General features: G+C 62.9%; 16 protein-coding genes. 8 read left to right on the top strand and 8 right to left on the bottom strand.

Annotated features, from left to right (window positions below):
• Positions 1-22 precede the first annotated feature (22 nt).
• From RPS27_RS30900 to RPS27_RS30930, 7 genes are all read right to left on the bottom strand, one after another.
• A complete protein-coding gene (locus RPS27_RS30900) occupies positions 23-1,585 on the bottom strand; it encodes a copper resistance CopC/CopD family protein (RefSeq protein ID WP_313754918.1) in 1,563 nt (520 codons plus the stop codon).
• Entirely contained in the window at positions 1,585-2,124 is a 540-nt protein-coding gene (locus RPS27_RS30905) for a YcnI family protein (protein WP_211416820.1), read from the bottom strand. Before RPS27_RS30905 ends, RPS27_RS30900 begins: the two co-directional genes overlap by 1 nt.
• A 29-nt stretch (positions 2,125-2,153) precedes the next feature.
• A complete protein-coding gene (locus RPS27_RS30910) occupies positions 2,154-2,690 on the bottom strand; it encodes a copper chaperone PCu(A)C (protein WP_212069002.1) in 537 nt (178 codons plus the stop codon).
• 27 nt (positions 2,691-2,717) lie between these two features.
• Positions 2,718-3,215 carry a TlpA family protein disulfide reductase gene (locus RPS27_RS30915; RefSeq protein WP_212069003.1) on the bottom strand — a complete coding sequence of 166 codons (498 nt, stop codon included), beginning with the start codon at positions 3,213-3,215 and terminating at the stop codon, positions 2,718-2,720.
• Entirely contained in the window at positions 3,212-4,423 is a 1,212-nt protein-coding gene (locus tag RPS27_RS30920) for a sialidase family protein (protein ID WP_212069004.1), read from the bottom strand. The genes RPS27_RS30915 and RPS27_RS30920 overlap by 4 nt, the downstream gene beginning before the upstream one ends.
• A gap of 26 nt (positions 4,424-4,449) precedes the next feature.
• Entirely contained in the window at positions 4,450-6,858 is a 2,409-nt protein-coding gene (locus RPS27_RS30925; protein WP_212069005.1) for a TonB-dependent receptor, read from the bottom strand.
• Between the two features lie 94 nt (positions 6,859-6,952).
• Positions 6,953-7,324, bottom strand: coding sequence for a DUF2946 domain-containing protein (locus RPS27_RS30930; protein WP_211416815.1), 372 nt, complete (start codon positions 7,322-7,324; stop codon positions 6,953-6,955).
• Between the two features lie 497 nt (positions 7,325-7,821).
• On the opposite strand from RPS27_RS30930, the gene RPS27_RS30935 reads away from it, so the two are divergent.
• From RPS27_RS30935 to RPS27_RS30950, 4 genes are all read left to right on the top strand, one after another.
• Positions 7,822-8,226, top strand: coding sequence for a globin (locus RPS27_RS30935; protein ID WP_211416814.1), 405 nt, complete (start codon positions 7,822-7,824; stop codon positions 8,224-8,226).
• 141 nt (positions 8,227-8,367) lie between these two features.
• Positions 8,368-9,390: a sugar ABC transporter substrate-binding protein gene (locus RPS27_RS30940; protein WP_194407862.1), complete on the top strand. Its 1,023-nt coding sequence runs from the start codon at positions 8,368-8,370 to the stop codon at positions 9,388-9,390.
• A 21-nt stretch (positions 9,391-9,411) separates the two neighbouring features.
• Positions 9,412-10,914 carry a sugar ABC transporter ATP-binding protein gene (locus tag RPS27_RS30945; protein ID WP_212069006.1) on the top strand — a complete coding sequence of 501 codons (1,503 nt, stop codon included), beginning with the start codon at positions 9,412-9,414 and terminating at the stop codon, positions 10,912-10,914.
• Positions 10,915-10,925: 11 nt separating this feature from the next.
• A complete protein-coding gene (locus tag RPS27_RS30950) occupies positions 10,926-11,951 on the top strand; it encodes an ABC transporter permease (protein ID WP_212069007.1) in 1,026 nt (341 codons plus the stop codon).
• Between the two features lie 165 nt (positions 11,952-12,116).
• On the opposite strand, the gene RPS27_RS30955 is transcribed toward RPS27_RS30950, so the two are convergent.
• Entirely contained in the window at positions 12,117-12,887 is a 771-nt protein-coding gene (locus tag RPS27_RS30955; RefSeq protein WP_259207364.1) for an IclR family transcriptional regulator C-terminal domain-containing protein, read from the bottom strand.
• A gap of 96 nt (positions 12,888-12,983) precedes the next feature.
• Between RPS27_RS30955 and RPS27_RS30960 the strand changes: the two genes are divergently transcribed.
• From RPS27_RS30960 to RPS27_RS30975, 4 genes are all read left to right on the top strand, one after another.
• Positions 12,984-13,460: a MaoC family dehydratase gene (locus RPS27_RS30960; RefSeq protein WP_212069009.1), complete on the top strand. Its 477-nt coding sequence runs from the start codon at positions 12,984-12,986 to the stop codon at positions 13,458-13,460.
• Positions 13,461-13,489: 29 nt separating this feature from the next.
• The gene (locus RPS27_RS30965) at positions 13,490-13,942 is read left to right on the top strand and encodes a MaoC family dehydratase (RefSeq protein ID WP_212069010.1); all 453 of its coding nucleotides are present in this window, start codon (positions 13,490-13,492) and stop codon (positions 13,940-13,942) included.
• A 78-nt stretch (positions 13,943-14,020) separates the two neighbouring features.
• Complete coding sequence (locus RPS27_RS30970; RefSeq protein WP_249132435.1) at positions 14,021-15,007, top strand: tripartite tricarboxylate transporter substrate binding protein; 987 nt, start codon at positions 14,021-14,023, stop codon at positions 15,005-15,007.
• A 12-nt stretch (positions 15,008-15,019) separates the two neighbouring features.
• Positions 15,020-16,216, top strand: coding sequence for a CaiB/BaiF CoA-transferase family protein (locus RPS27_RS30975; protein WP_212069011.1), 1,197 nt, complete (start codon positions 15,020-15,022; stop codon positions 16,214-16,216).
• Positions 16,217-16,228: the final 12 nt, after the last annotated feature.

Raw genomic sequence — 16,228 nt, forward strand, 5'->3', positions numbered from 1 at the left:
CAGGTTCAGCTTGAGCTGCACGTTACGGCGGCGTGACGTCGAGTTCATCTTCGAGCGTGATTTGCTCGAAGTCGGTCACCAACGCATCGATCCGCACGTGCCAGCGGCCGGCAAAGGGAAGCTCGACCTTGCGCAAATGCCAGTAGCCGTCTGGCCCCAGCGAGGCCTTGCGCTCCATCGGCTCGATGCCGCGTTCCGGCAGGCTCAACGCCAACGTTGCCTCCTTGGCGGCCAGCGGCGTGCCCTCGCCGGTCATGAGCTGCAGCACGACATCATTGGCCCCGGGCCTGCCGGGCGAGACCAGGACCTGGAACATCGCCTTGTCACTGTGGATGTGGATCGCCAGCGGCGTCTCGGGACCGATGGTCCGCGGCGGCGGCGTGAAGCGCCAGCCGGCGACCACGGCGAGGATCGCGAGTGCGATCGCACCTTCCAGCAGGATCGAGCGCTTGAGCGCGGGCGTCCCTGTCTCGCTCCGGGCCAGAGCCGGGGTCAGCCGGAACCGATTGAGCGCGGCCAGCGCCAGCAAGCCCGTGACTAGGACGAGCTTGACCGAGAGGATCAGCCCGTAGCGGGTCTCGACCAGCGCTCCCGGCTTTTCGAGCTGCACGATCGCAAGTGCAAGGCCGGTCAAGGCCAACACGCCGACGGCGAGCGCAGCGATACGGGAAAAGCGGTTCACAATCGGCAGCGTCGCAAACGTCGGCCGCGACAGCAGCGCGACGAGCGGCGCGAGAGCGCCGATCCAGATGGTGACCCCGACGCCATGAAGGAAGATCGCCGGACGCGTCAGCGCCTCCGGCGGTGCCGTTGCAGCGTGCCCGGTCATGGCGAGCGACAGACCGACGCCGACCAACGCGATGACCGCGAGAGCGCGCGCGTACCACGCGCTACGCAGCGCCATCCATGCGAACAGCATTGCTGCGGAGGCAACCAGCAACGCAGGGCCGGTACTGGTCGCAAATGCGACTTTCCAGGGATCAGACGTCGCAAGAGCAGCCAAGGGCAGCCCGAGCAGATCGAGGCCCAAGGCGCCAACGGACGCCACTGCGCTCGGAAGGCCGAGGGCGAGCGCCATGCGCGGGACGGCCATGCCGACCGCCGACCACGCAATCCAGCGCGCGAAGAACACGCCGCCGACGCCCACGAACAGCCCGATATAGAGGCCGACGCGCGCCAACCAGATCAACGCGTTCAACCCGCGGTCCACGGCGGCCGGAGCCTTCGTCGCCGTCGGCGCGCCGATCGAGAAGACCACAGATCCCGTGACTGGATGGCCGTCTTGCGAGATCACGCGATAGCTGATGACCGCGGTTCCCTCGGGCAGATCCATCGGCATCGCGACAGAGATCGTCTCCCCGGATGAACTGATGCGTGCATCGTCCCGCGCCCTGCCCGCACCGTCGATCAGCCGGATCGCGCCCGGTGTCACCGGTTCGTTGAAGCGCAGTTGCACCGCCTTGGGCGCAGCCGCGAGCAGGCTCCCGCTCGCCGGCTCGACCGACACCAGCGCGGCATGTGCCCACGCCGTGCTGGCGAAGCCGATCGCGAAGAGCAGCGTCGCGAGCGCGGCGAAGAGGCGCATCAGGGTTTTGGCAACAACTTCACACCCGGCGCTGGCGAATTGCCCTCAGACTTGCCTCCAGATTTACCGCCATGCGAATGCCCTGCCCCCTCGGCGGGAATTTCGATCCAGCGGCTGACGCCGGTCTCGCATTCCTGAACGACCGGGAAGTACAGCATGGTGTTGGGCTTGAGCTTGTCGGTCAGGAACGTCTGCATGACGAACTCGTCATAGTTCTTGTCCGGCAGCTTGCCGCCGGACCACGCCACCTCCTTGACGCCGGAGGAGAGCTTGTTGCCGTGATAGTCGTATTCCCCGGCATATTTGCCCTCGACGACATCGACAGTCCAGCCCGCCTTCGGCATCGGCTTCACCGCGATCACCCCTTCCGGGACCTGAACGCGGATCTTCACCGTCGGCGAGCCCGCGCAGCCATGCGGCACGGTGAACACGGCCTTGTAGGACGCCCCGACCGTGGCTTGCTTGGTCTCGAGCGAGACATGCGCCGCGGCCGGCGAGGCCGCGAGCGCGGCAATCAGGAACAGACAGGATCGTTTCATGTGCGGTCTCCCGAAAGCCCGGATCGGTCTCATTTCATCTTCATTCCCGAATGGTCCGGCATCTTCTTCATGTCCATGTGACCGGAATGCCCGGCATCGCCGGGGGCCTGCGCGCCGACTCCCTGGACGTCGAGGGAGACGGCGACCTTGCCGGCCTTCTCGAATTGCAGCGTCACCGGCACCTTGTCGCCCTGCTTGAACGGGCCCTTCAGCTCCTGCAGCATCAGATGATTGCCGCCGGGCGCGAGCTTCACCGTCTTGCCGGGATCGACGGCGAGCCCCTTGTCGAGCGGGCGCATCTTCATGACGCCATTGTCCATCGCCATCTCGTGAATCTCGGTCTTGCCGGCGATATCGGCGGACGCACCGACCAGCCTGTCCGGCGCTGTTCCCTTGTTCTCGATGACGAGGTAGCCGCCGGCAACCTTTGCGCCGCCCGGTGTCGCACGGCTCCACGCCTGCGAGATGACGAGATCGCCGGCCTTGATATCGTCGGCGAGCGCCGGCGCCGCGCAGACCGCAAGAGCGAACGCAGCCAGCAGCACGTTTTTCGAGATGGTCTTCATATCGGTATTCCCTTTGCAGACTGAACTTCAGTGTTTGGAGCGCTGTTGCTCCGACCATTTTTCGAGATCGGCCATTTCGGCCGAGCCTTCGATCGTCGTGACGGTCCCTTCCCGGGAAATGAGCATGGTCCTCGGGATGTCGCCCTGCCAAGCCGGGTCGATCTCGAACCGCAAACGCTCGACGAAGCCGTCGTTGAAGATGAAGTTCTCGGTCGACGACAGGCCCGCCTTGTCGAGCATCGCCTGCGTTGCGCCCGGCAGGTTCGGCACGAGATCGGCGCTGACCGTGACGATGTCGACGTCGGGATGATCCTTGGCAAACTGTCCGAGCAACGGCAGCTCGACCTTGCAGGGTCCGCAGGTCACGCCCCAGAAATGCACGAGCACGGGGCGGCCGGCGTGCCCTTTGAGGACGCCTTGCCAGGTGCCGCGTTCGAATGGCTTCAGCGCGGGAGACGCGCCGAGCGCAGCCACCGAAACGATCAGAACGATGAGAGCGGCGATGCCTGCAAATCGAAATCTCATGGCTGGTCCTCGATAGGTGTGAGCCGATAGCCGTCCGCCTTCGTCATCCATGACAAATAGGTCCGCTTGCCGCTGGAGACCAGCAATGGATGATCGGAGGTGTCGCTCGTGCTCGATATGGTCTTCGGCGGCGACCAGGTTTCGCCATCATCACGGGAGATCGCCATCTGGACCGAGGTCTTCTCGCCGTCGAACTCCTTCCAGACCATCACGGTCCCCGCAGGGCCGGCAAGCACGAAGGGGCGCGTCGGGTTACGGCCCGGCTGCCCCAGCGCCAGGGGTGCGGAGAAGGTGCGGCCTTCGTCGCGGGAGTGCGCGTAGAACAATCCCTTTCGCGCCTTCCCGTTCGTGTACCAGGCGACGTGATAGGTCCCGTTCGGCGCAACGATGATGCTCGGGCCGTGATGCGGACACGCATTGATCTGCCAGTCGTCATTGCTGACCCGGCGGACCTCACCCGGCGTCGCGACATCAGTGAACGTCATGACCGCGTGGTCGCGCACGCCGCCCGCAAATATGTTCCTGAAGATCGCGACTGGCCGCCCGGGCGCAGCGAAGGCCAGCCCCAACCGGCAGCATTCGCAGGTGCCCTCGCGCGCCAGCTTCGCTTCTGCGTAGGTGGTGCCACCGTCGCTGGACGAGGTGAAAAACAGCCCGGCTCCCTCGTACTTCTGTCCCGCCTCCTTCGCAAAAATGCGATTGCGCTTGTCCAGCCACGCCGCAAAGACAGTTCCATCCTGATCAAGCGCCAGCGCCTCGAAGCGTTGGCTCTCGTTGCTGGCGGTGATCGGCTTCAGCTCGGCAAAGCTCTTCCCTCCGTCGGCCGAGCGCGTAGTGAGCACCTGGCCATTGAAGGCCTCGTCCCTGAAGGTTGAGAACGCGAGCGCGATGCCGCCCTTGCGGTCGACCACGATCTTGGGCCTCGCATCCGGCCCCCAATCGAGGTTAAGCTTCTTCGTCGTGACCTCCGTCGGTGCCGAAAAATGGCGCCCCTCATCCTGCGAACTTGCGACCGAGACCTGCCCTCCCGCCATCCACACCAGCCACAGCGTCCCGTCAGGACCGAACGCAGGCGTCGCCTTAGTCGCACAACGTAGCGTCGGCTCGTCGCAGGCTGCTTCAGATGCAGGTGGGGCGCGCATCTGCGCGAGCGCCGGACCATGCGCGAATGCGAGCGCGACGATCGCGAGCACGCCAGTTCGGATCATGGTCCCACTCCCCTCGGGAGTCCGGATCATTTGAATGCCACCTTCATACCTGCAACGAACGTGCGTGGCGAGCCGGCGTAGATCGACCCTGTCGTGTTTGCGAGCGTGCTCGCAGCATCTGGCGTGCCAGTCGCCGAAACCGAATTTCCGACGTTGTTTGCCGACGCGACGTAGGTGCGATCGAACACGTTTCTCACCTCGAGGAACAGGTTCAGGGATCTGAAGGTGTCGGACACGAGGTCAGTCTTGTAGTGAACGTTGACGTTGACCAGCTCGTAGCCCGGAGCCTTCAGCAGATTGGCATTGTCCATGTAGAAGGAATCCTTCCATTGGACCTCGACGAAGCCTCCCAGGCCCGCCAGTGGCCCAGCGAACTCGTCGTAACCAATTCGGGCTGTCAGCTCATTGGGCGAGATACCGGGAATTTTGTTGCCGGCACGGTTGAAACTGAACACAGCCCCCTTGGTGATGTTCTCGACATATTCGGTATAGACCTCGTCGAGATAGGTGTAGGCGATCATGAACCGCCAGCCCGGATAGAACTTCCAGTCCGCGGCAAGCTCAATGCCACGATGCTCCGACCGCGGCGCGTTGAACATATAGGTCGCGTTGCTGGCGTTCGGATTGCTCGCGGCCTGACTGACCAGCTCATTCCGGAAGAACTCATAGAACGCGATGGCACTCAACTTGACCGCATTGCTCGGCGTCCAATCGAACCCGAGATCGTAGCCGACATTGGTCTGCGTCTGGAGCTGGGTGTTGTTGCCGAAATCGCCATTCGGAAGAACGAACAGGTTCGACACCTGCGGCGTTCCGTATCCGGTCGCAACCCGTCCGCGAAACTGCCATTCTTGATTGAGCCTGTAGAGCAGCGCCAATTCGGGAGCCGTGTTCTCGATCCTGCGGTTGACGGTGGTGGGCGTAGGTATCGTGGCGACCGGAACGTTGATCGTATTGTAAGTGTAGCGGGTATTGACGCCCTTCAGAATAGTGGTTTCCCACCCAATTCCGGCGATCGCGGTCAGGTCAGGCGTGAGCTTCAGTTCCTCCCTCGCCCGTATCCCGTAATTGGACGTATCGCTGTAAGTGTTGGCCGAGATCAATCCCAGCGTCGCGTTGCCGCCCGGCATGACGTTGCGCGTATCGCTCGACGCCGCCAGCGTATTGTACCAGGCGCCGACAAACGTGGTCGTCTCCATGCCGAAGATTTCGCCGCGCTTGGTGATGTCGCTCATATAGTTGTACGAGGGGAAATCGCCGATCGCGCTGGTCGCACCGGTCGGCTGGCTGATGTTCCTGTCGTCGAAGACGAACTGGTTCCGCCATGTCATCGTGTTGTCGAAGTCGTGCTCCCATCGTCCTCCGACAATGGTTCGCCGATCGGTTCGCCCAAGACCTGCTTGCGTCGCCGTCTCGGTATCCTTGCCACCGTTAAAGCCGTTCCTGAAAAGCGACACAGTGGGACATCCGGCAGCAAGCGCCGCGCCCGTCGTGCACCCCTGCTGGACGGGATTGGTGTAGAACTGGTTCAGCGACTGCCGGAGCGGCAGCCGCGCGCTGAGGTCATTGTTGATGATCTTGACCGTGAAGCGATCGTCCGGCGTCGCCTGGAGCGTACCAAGGAAGTTGACGGTCTGGGTGTTGAACCAGCTGTTGCCGATATAGCCGTCGCCCCTCGTGTCGCTGGCGAACAGCGAGGCCTCGAAATTCCCGACCTTCTTGCCGGCCGCCAGGTAATTGTTGAGATAGCCGTAACTGCCGCCGTCGACGCCATATTCGACGCCGTCGATCGTTCCGCCGGGCCGTGTCCGGAAATTGAGCGCGCCGCCGGTCGCGTAGTTCCCGTACAGCGCCGACGAGGGACCGCGGATCACGTCGATCGCCCCATAGGCGTGGGGATCGATCAGGTCGCTGCGCGACAGGCCGTCCGGCTGCGTCACCGGGAAGCCGTCCTCGAAGATCACGAGATTGCGGATGGCGAAGCCGTTCCTCGCGTTGGAGCCACGAATCGAGATGCCGAAATCCCGGGGACCATTGCCCTGCTTGATCGAAATGCCCGGGCTGTCGCGCAGGACGTCGCTGACCGAGAACGACGGGCGATTGTCGAACTGGCTGCGATCGATGGTGGTGGCGGTCTGGCCGGCCGGCGACTGGTTGAGGCCGGCCCGCACTTCGCCGGCGCTTCTCGTGTTGTTTTGTCCCCCAGCGCCGTCGGTCGCGTTCGGCGCGACCGGCCGCGCCGCGCTGGCCGTCGAGGCGGCGCGCAGTCGCGAGGACCGTGTGACGGGTTTGGGACGGGACCTCTGCGGCGCTTCGACCGTGACCGCGGGGATCGCTTCCGAGGCAGTCTGGGCGAGCGCGTCTGAACCGATCGGGGACACCAGTCCGAGGAGCACGGGCAAGCCCGCGCGCCCCATCGCACGAATGCGTAACATTTCCTAGATTCCTGACATCCGGCACGTCGGCCGGTCATTGAGCACGCCGTCAGCACGACAACAGCGCGCGCCGACGGTTCGGTTCGTCGTGACGTCAGGAAAATTGAGGCGGGGCGCGCGCCCGGGCGCTCGAGCCCGTGTGAACGGCAATGGCGGCCTCATCCGCCGGATGCCAGACCACCCGCTCGGCATGGCGGAAGGGACTCGGGAGTGCGGCGGGCGTCGGCGAATCGAGCGATGCGTTGGCCTGGGCCAGGCAGCACATGGCGCAGGCGCCCGCATGCGCGATCGGCACGCCAGTCTGGTCATTGCCGCCCGGCTCGCTTGGACTGTGGCAGATGACGCCGGCAGACAACGGATCGGAAACTGCAAGGCCCGTCGCCCAGCAGGCGGCAATCGGCGCCAGCACCTGCATCGCCAAAGCGAGCAGGACCAGAGGCAGGAATTTTTGTAGCCGTGCGCGCATCCACCGAACCGTTCGTTCGTCCACTAACTAAACACCGTGCCACGCCCCAAGTCGAGATCAGTTCCGCCGCCTTCTTGGCCCAGCGCAAATTTGACGAAAACCGTGGCGACGGTAACTCAGCACGGGACCGGGATGGGGCATTTGAGGCATCTCAAACGGCCCGGCCATCCAAAAATTTCTGATATTTGTCATACACTTGCAAGCAACGACGCCCAATCATTTCGTCTACTGATCGAATTTTGAACATTCGTTGCCGAAAATGATGACAAGTGAGAAAAGTTGATCTAGCATCCGCCTCGCTCAGACTGGCCGCGAGGTCGAAGTCTGGTGGTCCAAGTCTCGGGAGGAGCCCCTGACGCGCAAAATGCAGCGTCGCCCCGCCAATCAAGAGCAAATCTTAGAATCGGGGATAATAGGGTCGACACAATTTTTGAGCGGGGCCAGGGCCCCGCTCTTTTTTTGTCTGCAAGCTTCGTCGGCAGGCGGCTGAAGCACCGATGAATGCGTCGTCCAATCCGATCGAAATCAGCTTCGAGCTCGCCGCCTCACGTTGCGCGGATCTGACGCCTCTCGTCTACCAACGCCTGTTCGATGCGCATCCCGAAACGCAAGCGATGTTCCGCTCGGATGGCCGCGACCTCGTGAAGGGCTCGATGCTCGCGCTCGCGATCGAGGCCATCCTCGATTTCGCCGGTCAGCGCCGCGGACATTTCCGGCTGATCGCTTGCGAAGTCGTCTCGCACGATGGCTACGGCACTCCGCGCGAGCTGTTCATCGCGTTCTTCGCCATCATCAGGGATTGCCTGCGCGACCTGCTCGGCGATCAATGGTCAATCGAGATCGCAAACGCCTGGGACCAGTTGCTCGTCGAAATCGATGCATTCGCCGGCGCAGCGGTCTGACACTTCGCGCTGCACCAACGCGGCTTGCTGCCATCACAGCGAGTGATTGCAGATTGAGTGGCGCCAACTCTTGTGAGACACTTTCGCCATCGGTCGCGCAACCAATGACGCGCCGACGATAAAATTTTATGGGAGCGAGCGATGTCCGGGACGAAAGATTTCTCGACGACGAGGCGCGATCTTCTTCAGGCGGCCGCGACCGCCGGCGCCGGTGCTGCCCTGCTCGGCAGCATGGGGATAAACCCCGCATTGGCCGCCGAGGTCGGGCGCAGCGAGAAGCCGCTGAAGGCGGCATTCTCCAATGCGGGCCTGCAGGCCACCTGGTGCGCGCAAGGAAAGCAGGCCGCCGAATTCTGGGGCAAGCTGTTCAACGTCGAGGTCACCTGGTTCGACGGCCAGCTCGACGCCGTCAAGCAGCGCGCCGCGATCGATAACATGGCTTCGCAGAAATGGGACTTCGTCGCGATCCAGGCTTTCGGCATCGGCACCCTCACCCAGCCCGTGCAGAAGATGATCGACGCCGGCACGCCCGTGATCGACATGGACACGCTGATCGCGCCGCTCGACCAGATCAACGTGCACTCCTTCCTCGCTCCCGACAACGAGTTCATGGGCGCCTCGGTCACGCAGGCGCTATGCAACGCGATGGGCGGCAAGGGCAAGATCATCATGACGCAGGGCGCGCTCGGCCACACCGGCGCGCAAGGACGGGCCAAGGGCTTCACCAACACGGTGAAGCAATTCCCGGGGATCGAGGTGCTCGACACCCAGCCCGCCGACTGGGACGTGTCGAAGACCGCCCGGCTCTGGGAGACCTACCTCACGAAGTATCCCCAGATCGACGCGGCCTTCTTCCACAATGACGACATGGCGCTCGCCGCCGCCAACATCATGAAGGCCCGCGGCCGCACCAACATCCTGATCGGCGGCGTCGATGCCATGCCGCCGGCGATCCAGGCGGTGAGCGAAGGCCGCATGTTCGCAACCGTCCGCAATCCCTCCTGCCGCATCCATGGCGGCGCCGTCATCGCCGGCGTCTCCGCGGTGGTCGGCGGCGAGAAGAGCGGACAGGGCATTCCCAAGAACGTCGTCACCGACGGTCCGGTCGTGACCAAGGCCAACGCCGCCGGGATGCAATGGATGCAGGATCACTTCCTGATCTGAGCCTGCAAGACCTGAACTTTCATGTCAGAGGGTCGTTCGCCCATCCTTGAACTGCAGGGCATCACGAAGAGCTTCGGCGGCGTCGAAGCCCTTCGTGGTGTCGATTTTGCGCTCCATCCCGGCGAGATCCACGGTCTCGTCGGCGAGAACGGCGCTGGAAAAAGCACGCTGATGAAGATCATCGCCGGCGTGCATACCGAGTTCTCCGGCCGCTTCCTGATCGACGGGGCGGAGACGCATTTCCGCTCGGCGCGCGATGCGCACGCCGCCGGCATCGCCATGGTGCACCAGGAACTCAGCGTCGCGCCCGATCTCACGGTCGCCGAGAACGTCTTCCTGGGCAACCAGCCGACCAATGCGCTCGGCCTCGTGCAATGGCGGCGGATGGCCCACGAAGCCGGCGAGCAGCTCGCCCGCTTCGGCATCGACGTCGATCCGATGTCGCGGCTGGGCGATCTGCCCATCGGGCTGCAGCAGCTGATCGAGATCGCGCGCGTGCTGTTCTCCGGTGCCCGCATCGTCATCCTGGACGAGCCGACCTCCGCACTTTCCCCGCCCGAGGTCGAGCGTCTCTTCGCGACGCTCCGTCGGCTGCGCGAGCAAGGCACCAGCATCGTTTTCATCTCGCATTTCATCGAGGACATCCTGCTGGTCTCCGATACGGTCACCGTGTTCCGGAACGGGCGGAAGGTCGCGGAGACCGCCAGCGCCGCGACCAGCAAGGGCGCGTTGATCGAGGCCATGATCGGCCGCGGCGGCGAGGCGCTCGAGCACAGCTACACCGACGATCTGATGCTGCCGGAGCCGCGTGACAGCCAGGTCGTTCTCAAGGTCGATCAGCTCTCGCTGTCCCGCAGCCTGAAGGACATCTCCTTCGAGGCGCGCGCCGGCGAGGTGCTCGGCATCTACGGCTTCATGGGCTGCGGCCAGCAGGAGCTGTCGCGTATCCTGTTCGGCAAGCTGAAGCCGGACAGCGGCGCGCTTCTTGTCGAGGGTCAGCCCAAGACCTTCGCCAGCACGGCGGCGGCGCGGCGCGCCGGCGTGGCGCTGGTGCCGGAGAGCCGGCGCGACATGCTGTTTCACCAGGAGCCGGTCTACAAGAACATCTCCATCAGCATCCTCGATCGCATCTCGTCGCTGCTGCTCAAGCCCGCGCAGGAGCGCGACATCGCGCAGCGTCAGGTCGAGCAGCTGCAGATCAGACCGCCGGTGGTCGGTCTCGATCTCGGCATGCTCTCCGGCGGCAACCAGCAGAAGGTTGCGCTGGCGAAATGGCTGACCTATCCGCCCAAGCTTCTGGTGCTGTGCGAGCCGACCCGCGGCATGGATGTCGGCGCCAAGAACGACGTCATCAACATCGTCCGCGACCTCCGCACCAAGGGGCTTGCGATCATCGTGCTGTCGACCGAGCCGGAAACGGTGCTGTCGCTGGCCGACCGTATCCTCGTGCTCAAGCGCGGCGCGTTGGTGCGGGAATTCAAGAACGAGCCGGTCAGCAAGGACCGCCTGCTGGAAGCGGCGTGACGGAGAAGCACATGAGCAGTGACACGGCTTTGGCGGCGGGGCAGCGAGCGCGGGGCCTTGCGCCCTTCCTGCGCTCGCAGATGCGCAACATCGCGCCGTTCCTCACCCTGATCTTCCTGTCCGCCTTCTTCGCCTTCGCCAGCCCCTCTTTCGCGACGCTCGACAATCTCGGCAACATCCTGACCCAGGTGTCGGTGACCGGCATCATCGCGGTCGGCCTCACCTTCGTGATCCTCTGCGCCGAGATCGACCTGTCGATCGCCAGCATCGCCAACGTCACCGGCATCGCGGTCGCCTATTTCACGCTGCAGGACTCCTACGTCAACATCGCCAACATTCCCCTGCCCGGCGCCGTCGCGATCCTGCTGTCGATCCTGCTCTGCGCCCTGCTCGGCCTCGTCAATGCGCTGGGGCTGACCGTGATCGGCATCCCCTCCTTCATCATGACCCTGGCGATGATGCAGATCGCCGCCGGCATCTCGGCGCTGCTGGTGCGTGGCCAGATCGCCTACAAGGTGCCGAGCCTGATCACGACGCTCGGCTCCGGTTCGGTCAGTGGCATTCCCTGGATCGTCATCGTCGCCGCCATCATGCTGCTCGGCGGCCACCTCGTGCTGACCTACACGCGCTTCGGCCGCTACGTCTACATGGTCGGCGGCAACCGCGAGGCGGCCGAATATTCCGGCCTCAACGTCAAGCTCATCCTCGGCGCCGTCATGGTGATCTCGGCGGTGTGCTCCGGTATCGGCGGCATGCTCGGCGTCGCCCATTTCGGCAGCGCGCAGCAGAACGAGTTCGACACCTATCTGCTCGACTCCATCGCCGCCGTCGTCGTCGGCGGCACCAGCCTGTTCGGCGGCCGCGGCGGCATCGGCAACACCATCGTCGGGCTGTTCGTGCTCGGTGTTCTCAACAACGGCCTCGACCACGTCAACATCGACAGCTTCCTGAAGATCCTGATCCGCGGCCTGATCCTGCTGGCGGCGCTGGTCATCAACGTCTATGCGCAGCGCTTGAGGGAAAAAACGGCGGAGTAGACGGCCGCCAAAACAAGAAACGCGAAAACAACCCCATGCACAGTAGAAACTGTGAGGGAATTCAGCTTGTTGCCGGACCGGAAAACGGCACAAGCGCGGCCGCACCGAAATTTGACGCGTCGGCCAAAACAGGAGCAGGACTGCTCGATCGTTCCAGCGTTTCAATCACGGAAGCGCGACTGATTGCGTCCGAATGTCCTGGGCGGTCTTCTGAAGGCGCACCAGGTATCGCTTCTTTGCAGCGGCCTCTGTCAGCGTGCCGGAGATCAAGTTGATGCTGATCGCTGCGACCACGTTGCCGCCCTGATCACGAATGGGGACGGCAATGCCGCAGATTGCCGGATCGAGTTCGCCGTCAACCCAGGCGTATCCCCGCTCCTGCGTCAGCCGCAGTTCCTGGGCGAGGCGCGCGCCATCGACGATGGTGCGGGGTGTAACCGGCTTGAGCGGCGTGTTTGCAACATATTGGTCTCGTTGGTCCGGGAGCAGATTGGCCAGAAGCACCCGTCCCAATGAGACGAGATGCGCCGGCAGCCGGCTGCCGATTCCGAGATTGGCGGACAGAATGCGCCGCGCCGGAAGCCGTAGCGCATAAACGATATCGGTCTCGTCGAGCACGGCGAGCGCGCAGGATTCGCCGATGTCGTTGCGAAGGTCCTCGAGCGCTCGTTGGGCATACCCCCAGAACGGCAACGCGTTCAGATAGGACAAACCAAGGCCAAGCGCGCGAGGTCGCAAACGGAAGTAACGGCCGTCGGCTTCGCAGTATTTCAGGGTAACGAGCGTGGCGAGCATGCGTCGCGCGGTGGCCCGGTTCAGGCCCGCGTGAACCGCCGCTTCCGAAAGCGTGTGCCGCCCTGGTGATCGGCCAAGCGCTTCGATCAGAGCGAAACCTCGCTCGATCGCGCGAACGTATCCGTCGCTCTCTTTCGGCATGTCACAAGCCTCTTGCGGAGTCAGGAAAGCTCCGCGCATAGTGTTTCATAAAACGAACATTCCGTTCGCCTGACGAACTTTATGGGAGGACACCCGATGACGCAAGCGCCCGCATTCGAGACGGATTTCTGGAAAGATGCCAATTTGCGCAAGGTATGGGACGAGATCGTCCCCGGAGAGCCTCGAAAGACGATTCCCTACGAGCTGACGCTGGACGCCATCCAGCTTTACTGCCGCTCCGTCGGGGAAGACCACCCGCTCTATTTCGACGAGGCCTATGCCAAGCAGACGCCCTATGGCGGGCTGATCGCACCGCCGTCGATCCACATCCTGCTGATGTTCGCCTGCACTCCCACCGACGATTGGATGCGCACTCCCGGAACCATCAATGCCGGCCAGTCCTGGAGTTACAACAAGCCGGCACGCCCCGGTGACACGATCACGCTCCAGGCCCGCGCATTGGATAAGTTCATCAAGCGCGAACGCCTCTTCGTGGTCCACGACAACGTCTTCTTCAACCAGCACGGCGACGTCATCTGTTCCGGCCGCGGCCAGACCATCCGCCCCGCTTGATCGCAGCGATAGACAAGGACACCTCAGCCATGAGCACCAGCTTCGAAAGCCTCTCCGTCGGCGACACGATCAAGGGCCCGACGTTCGACGTCTCGCGGGAATCCATTCGTTTGTTCTGCGACGGCTCGCTTGACTACAATCCGCTGCATCTCGACGACGACTATATGAAGAACAGCTTCGGCAAGACCAATTTTGGCGGCATCATCATGCACGGCATGAACAATTTCGGGCTGATCACCCGGATGCTGACCGATTGGGCCTATCCTGCCGGCGCCATTCAGCGTCGCCTCGAAACGCGCTGGCTCAAACCGGTCAAGCCCGGCGACACGATTCAGCCCGTGGGCGTGGTGAAATCCAAGCAGCTGACGCAAAAATCCCGTTGGGTGCTGATCGACGTATTGGTTCGCAATCAAAAGGGCGAACACGTCGCAGCCGGCGAAGCCATGGTCGAATTTCCCGTAGCGGGTCCAGTCGCGGCCTGATCCGGCATCGAACGCGCAAGACGCTTGCGTCAATCATACCAAAAAGAGCGCGCTCCAAGCGTTCGAAGGGAGGACGACATGAACTGGATTGCAAGGGCCAGAATGCTCTGGCTGGCCGGATTGGCGCTGCTGTCGCTCACGATCCCGCCGAGCCCGGTATTCGCCCAGCAATTTCCACCGAGCCAGATCAAGATCGTGGTTCCGTTCCCGGCGGGCGGCACGACCGACATTCTGGCCCGCTTGATTGCACAACAGCTCAGCGAAAAACTCGGCGTCTCGATTATCGTAGAAAACCGCGCCGGCGCGTCGGGCACTATCGGCTCCGAGATGGTCGCGAAATCTCCGGCCGACGGCAGCGTCCTGCTGATCACCGCAACTCATCACGTCATCAATCCCAGCCTTTTCCGCAAGCTGCCATATGACACCGAGGTAGCGTTTGCACCCGTGGCCGTGGTCGCCAGTGCACCCAATGCGCTCGTGGTTTCCAAGGACTTTCCCGCGAAAAGCGTCGGCGAGCTTATCGCCATGGCGAAGAAATATCCGGGCAAGTTGTCTTTTGGCTCCTCGGGTATCGGCGGCGCCAACCATCTGTCCGGCGAGCTCTTCAAGCAAATGGCTGGCATCGACATCGTTCACATTCCCTACAAGGGCGCCGCCCCCGCAATGAACGATCTGCTTGGCGGCCATATCCCGATCATGTTCGACACGCTCCCGACCGTGCTCCCGGCCGCTTCGGCCGGCAACATCCGCGTGCTCGCCGTCACCAGCATGACGCGTGCGGCGTCACTTCCCGGCGTTCCGACGCTCGACGAAGCCGGCGTTAGGGGTTTTGAGGCCACCGCGTGGTTTGGCATGTACATGCCCGCAGCCAATGGCAATGCTGCCTATGCACGAATGGTCGAGGTGATGAATGAAATTCTGGCCTCTCAAGCTATTGCCGAAAAGTTCGCGACACAGGGCGTCGCCCCCGGCAAATTGTCGGGCGCTGACTTCACCCGCTTCGTCGAGGCTGAGATCAAAAAATGGTCGGCTGTCGTCAAGACCGCCAATGTTCCTCTCGAATAGATGCGCCAGAGCATGATCAGCATGACCGACCAGGAAGCTTTCAGCGGAATTCGTGTTCTGGATTTCAGCCAAGGCATCGCCGGACCTCACAGCGCCATGCTGCTGGCTCAGCATGGCGCCGACGTTATCAAGGTCGAACCCATCGGCGGAGATTGGGGACGCACCCTTGGCCGGCCCTATGGCCAGAACACGGCACATTCGATCGCCTTCAATCGGGGCAAGCGATCGATCGCTCTCGATCTGACCAAGCCACGCGGGCTTGAAGTCGCCCGGATGCTCATGAAGACGAGCGATGTCGTCATCGAAGCCTTTCGGCCAGGCGTGATGGCGAAATATGGTCTCGGCTATGAGGAAGCGATGTCCGTCAATCCGGACGTCGTATACTTGTCGATCAACGGATTTGGCAGCCAGGGTCCTAACGCGATGCTGCCGGTGACCGACGCGGTGATTCAGGCGTATTCGGGACTGATGACCGTCGCTCGGTCAAGCGACGGCGTGCCCAACCGCCTCACCATGATCCCTGTCGATGTCGTGACCGGTCTCTACGCTTTCCAGTCGGCAGCGACCGCTCTGGTTCGAAAATTCAGGTTTGGTGCCGGCTGCCATATCGAAGTGAGCCTGATGCAGGCGGCAGCGGCATTCCAGGCGGCAAAGATCATGGAATATCATCTGGAAGCTGGCGAGCCACAGCCTCTTTACTCTCCTGTGGCGACCATGCGCACCACTGACGGCTACCTCAATATCACGGCCATGCGCGAACAACACTTTGTCGCCCTGTGCGAGGTCATTGGTCGACCCGAACTGGCGGCCGATCCGATCTACCAAGGCCGCGAACTCAGGATCGAGAACGAAGCTTCCCTGCTCCCGATCCTGCGAGAGGAATTCGCCAAACAACCGACCGCCTATTGGACCGAGAGATTGACGGCGGCAGGCGTCATGAATGCGCCGGTGCAGACCTATGGAGATTTTCTCGATCACGCCCAGACCAAGGCCGCGAATGCGGTGAATTACGTCGAACATCCCGGCGTCGGCACAATCGCCATCGCCCAGCTACCTGGCACTCCGTCCCTTTCCAGCCAACCCAGCGGCCGCAGCCGGTCGCCTCTCATCGGCGAACACACCGAAGAAATACTTCGCGAAATCGGGTACGCAGCATCTGATATCCCGGACCTGCAGGCCGAGGGAGCGATCGCTCGATCAAGCCAGTAGCAGAGGACAGAT

The organism is Bradyrhizobium sp. WYCCWR 12699 (assembly GCF_032144035.1).
In the GTDB taxonomy this organism is placed as follows: Bacteria; Pseudomonadota; Alphaproteobacteria; order Rhizobiales; family Xanthobacteraceae; genus Bradyrhizobium.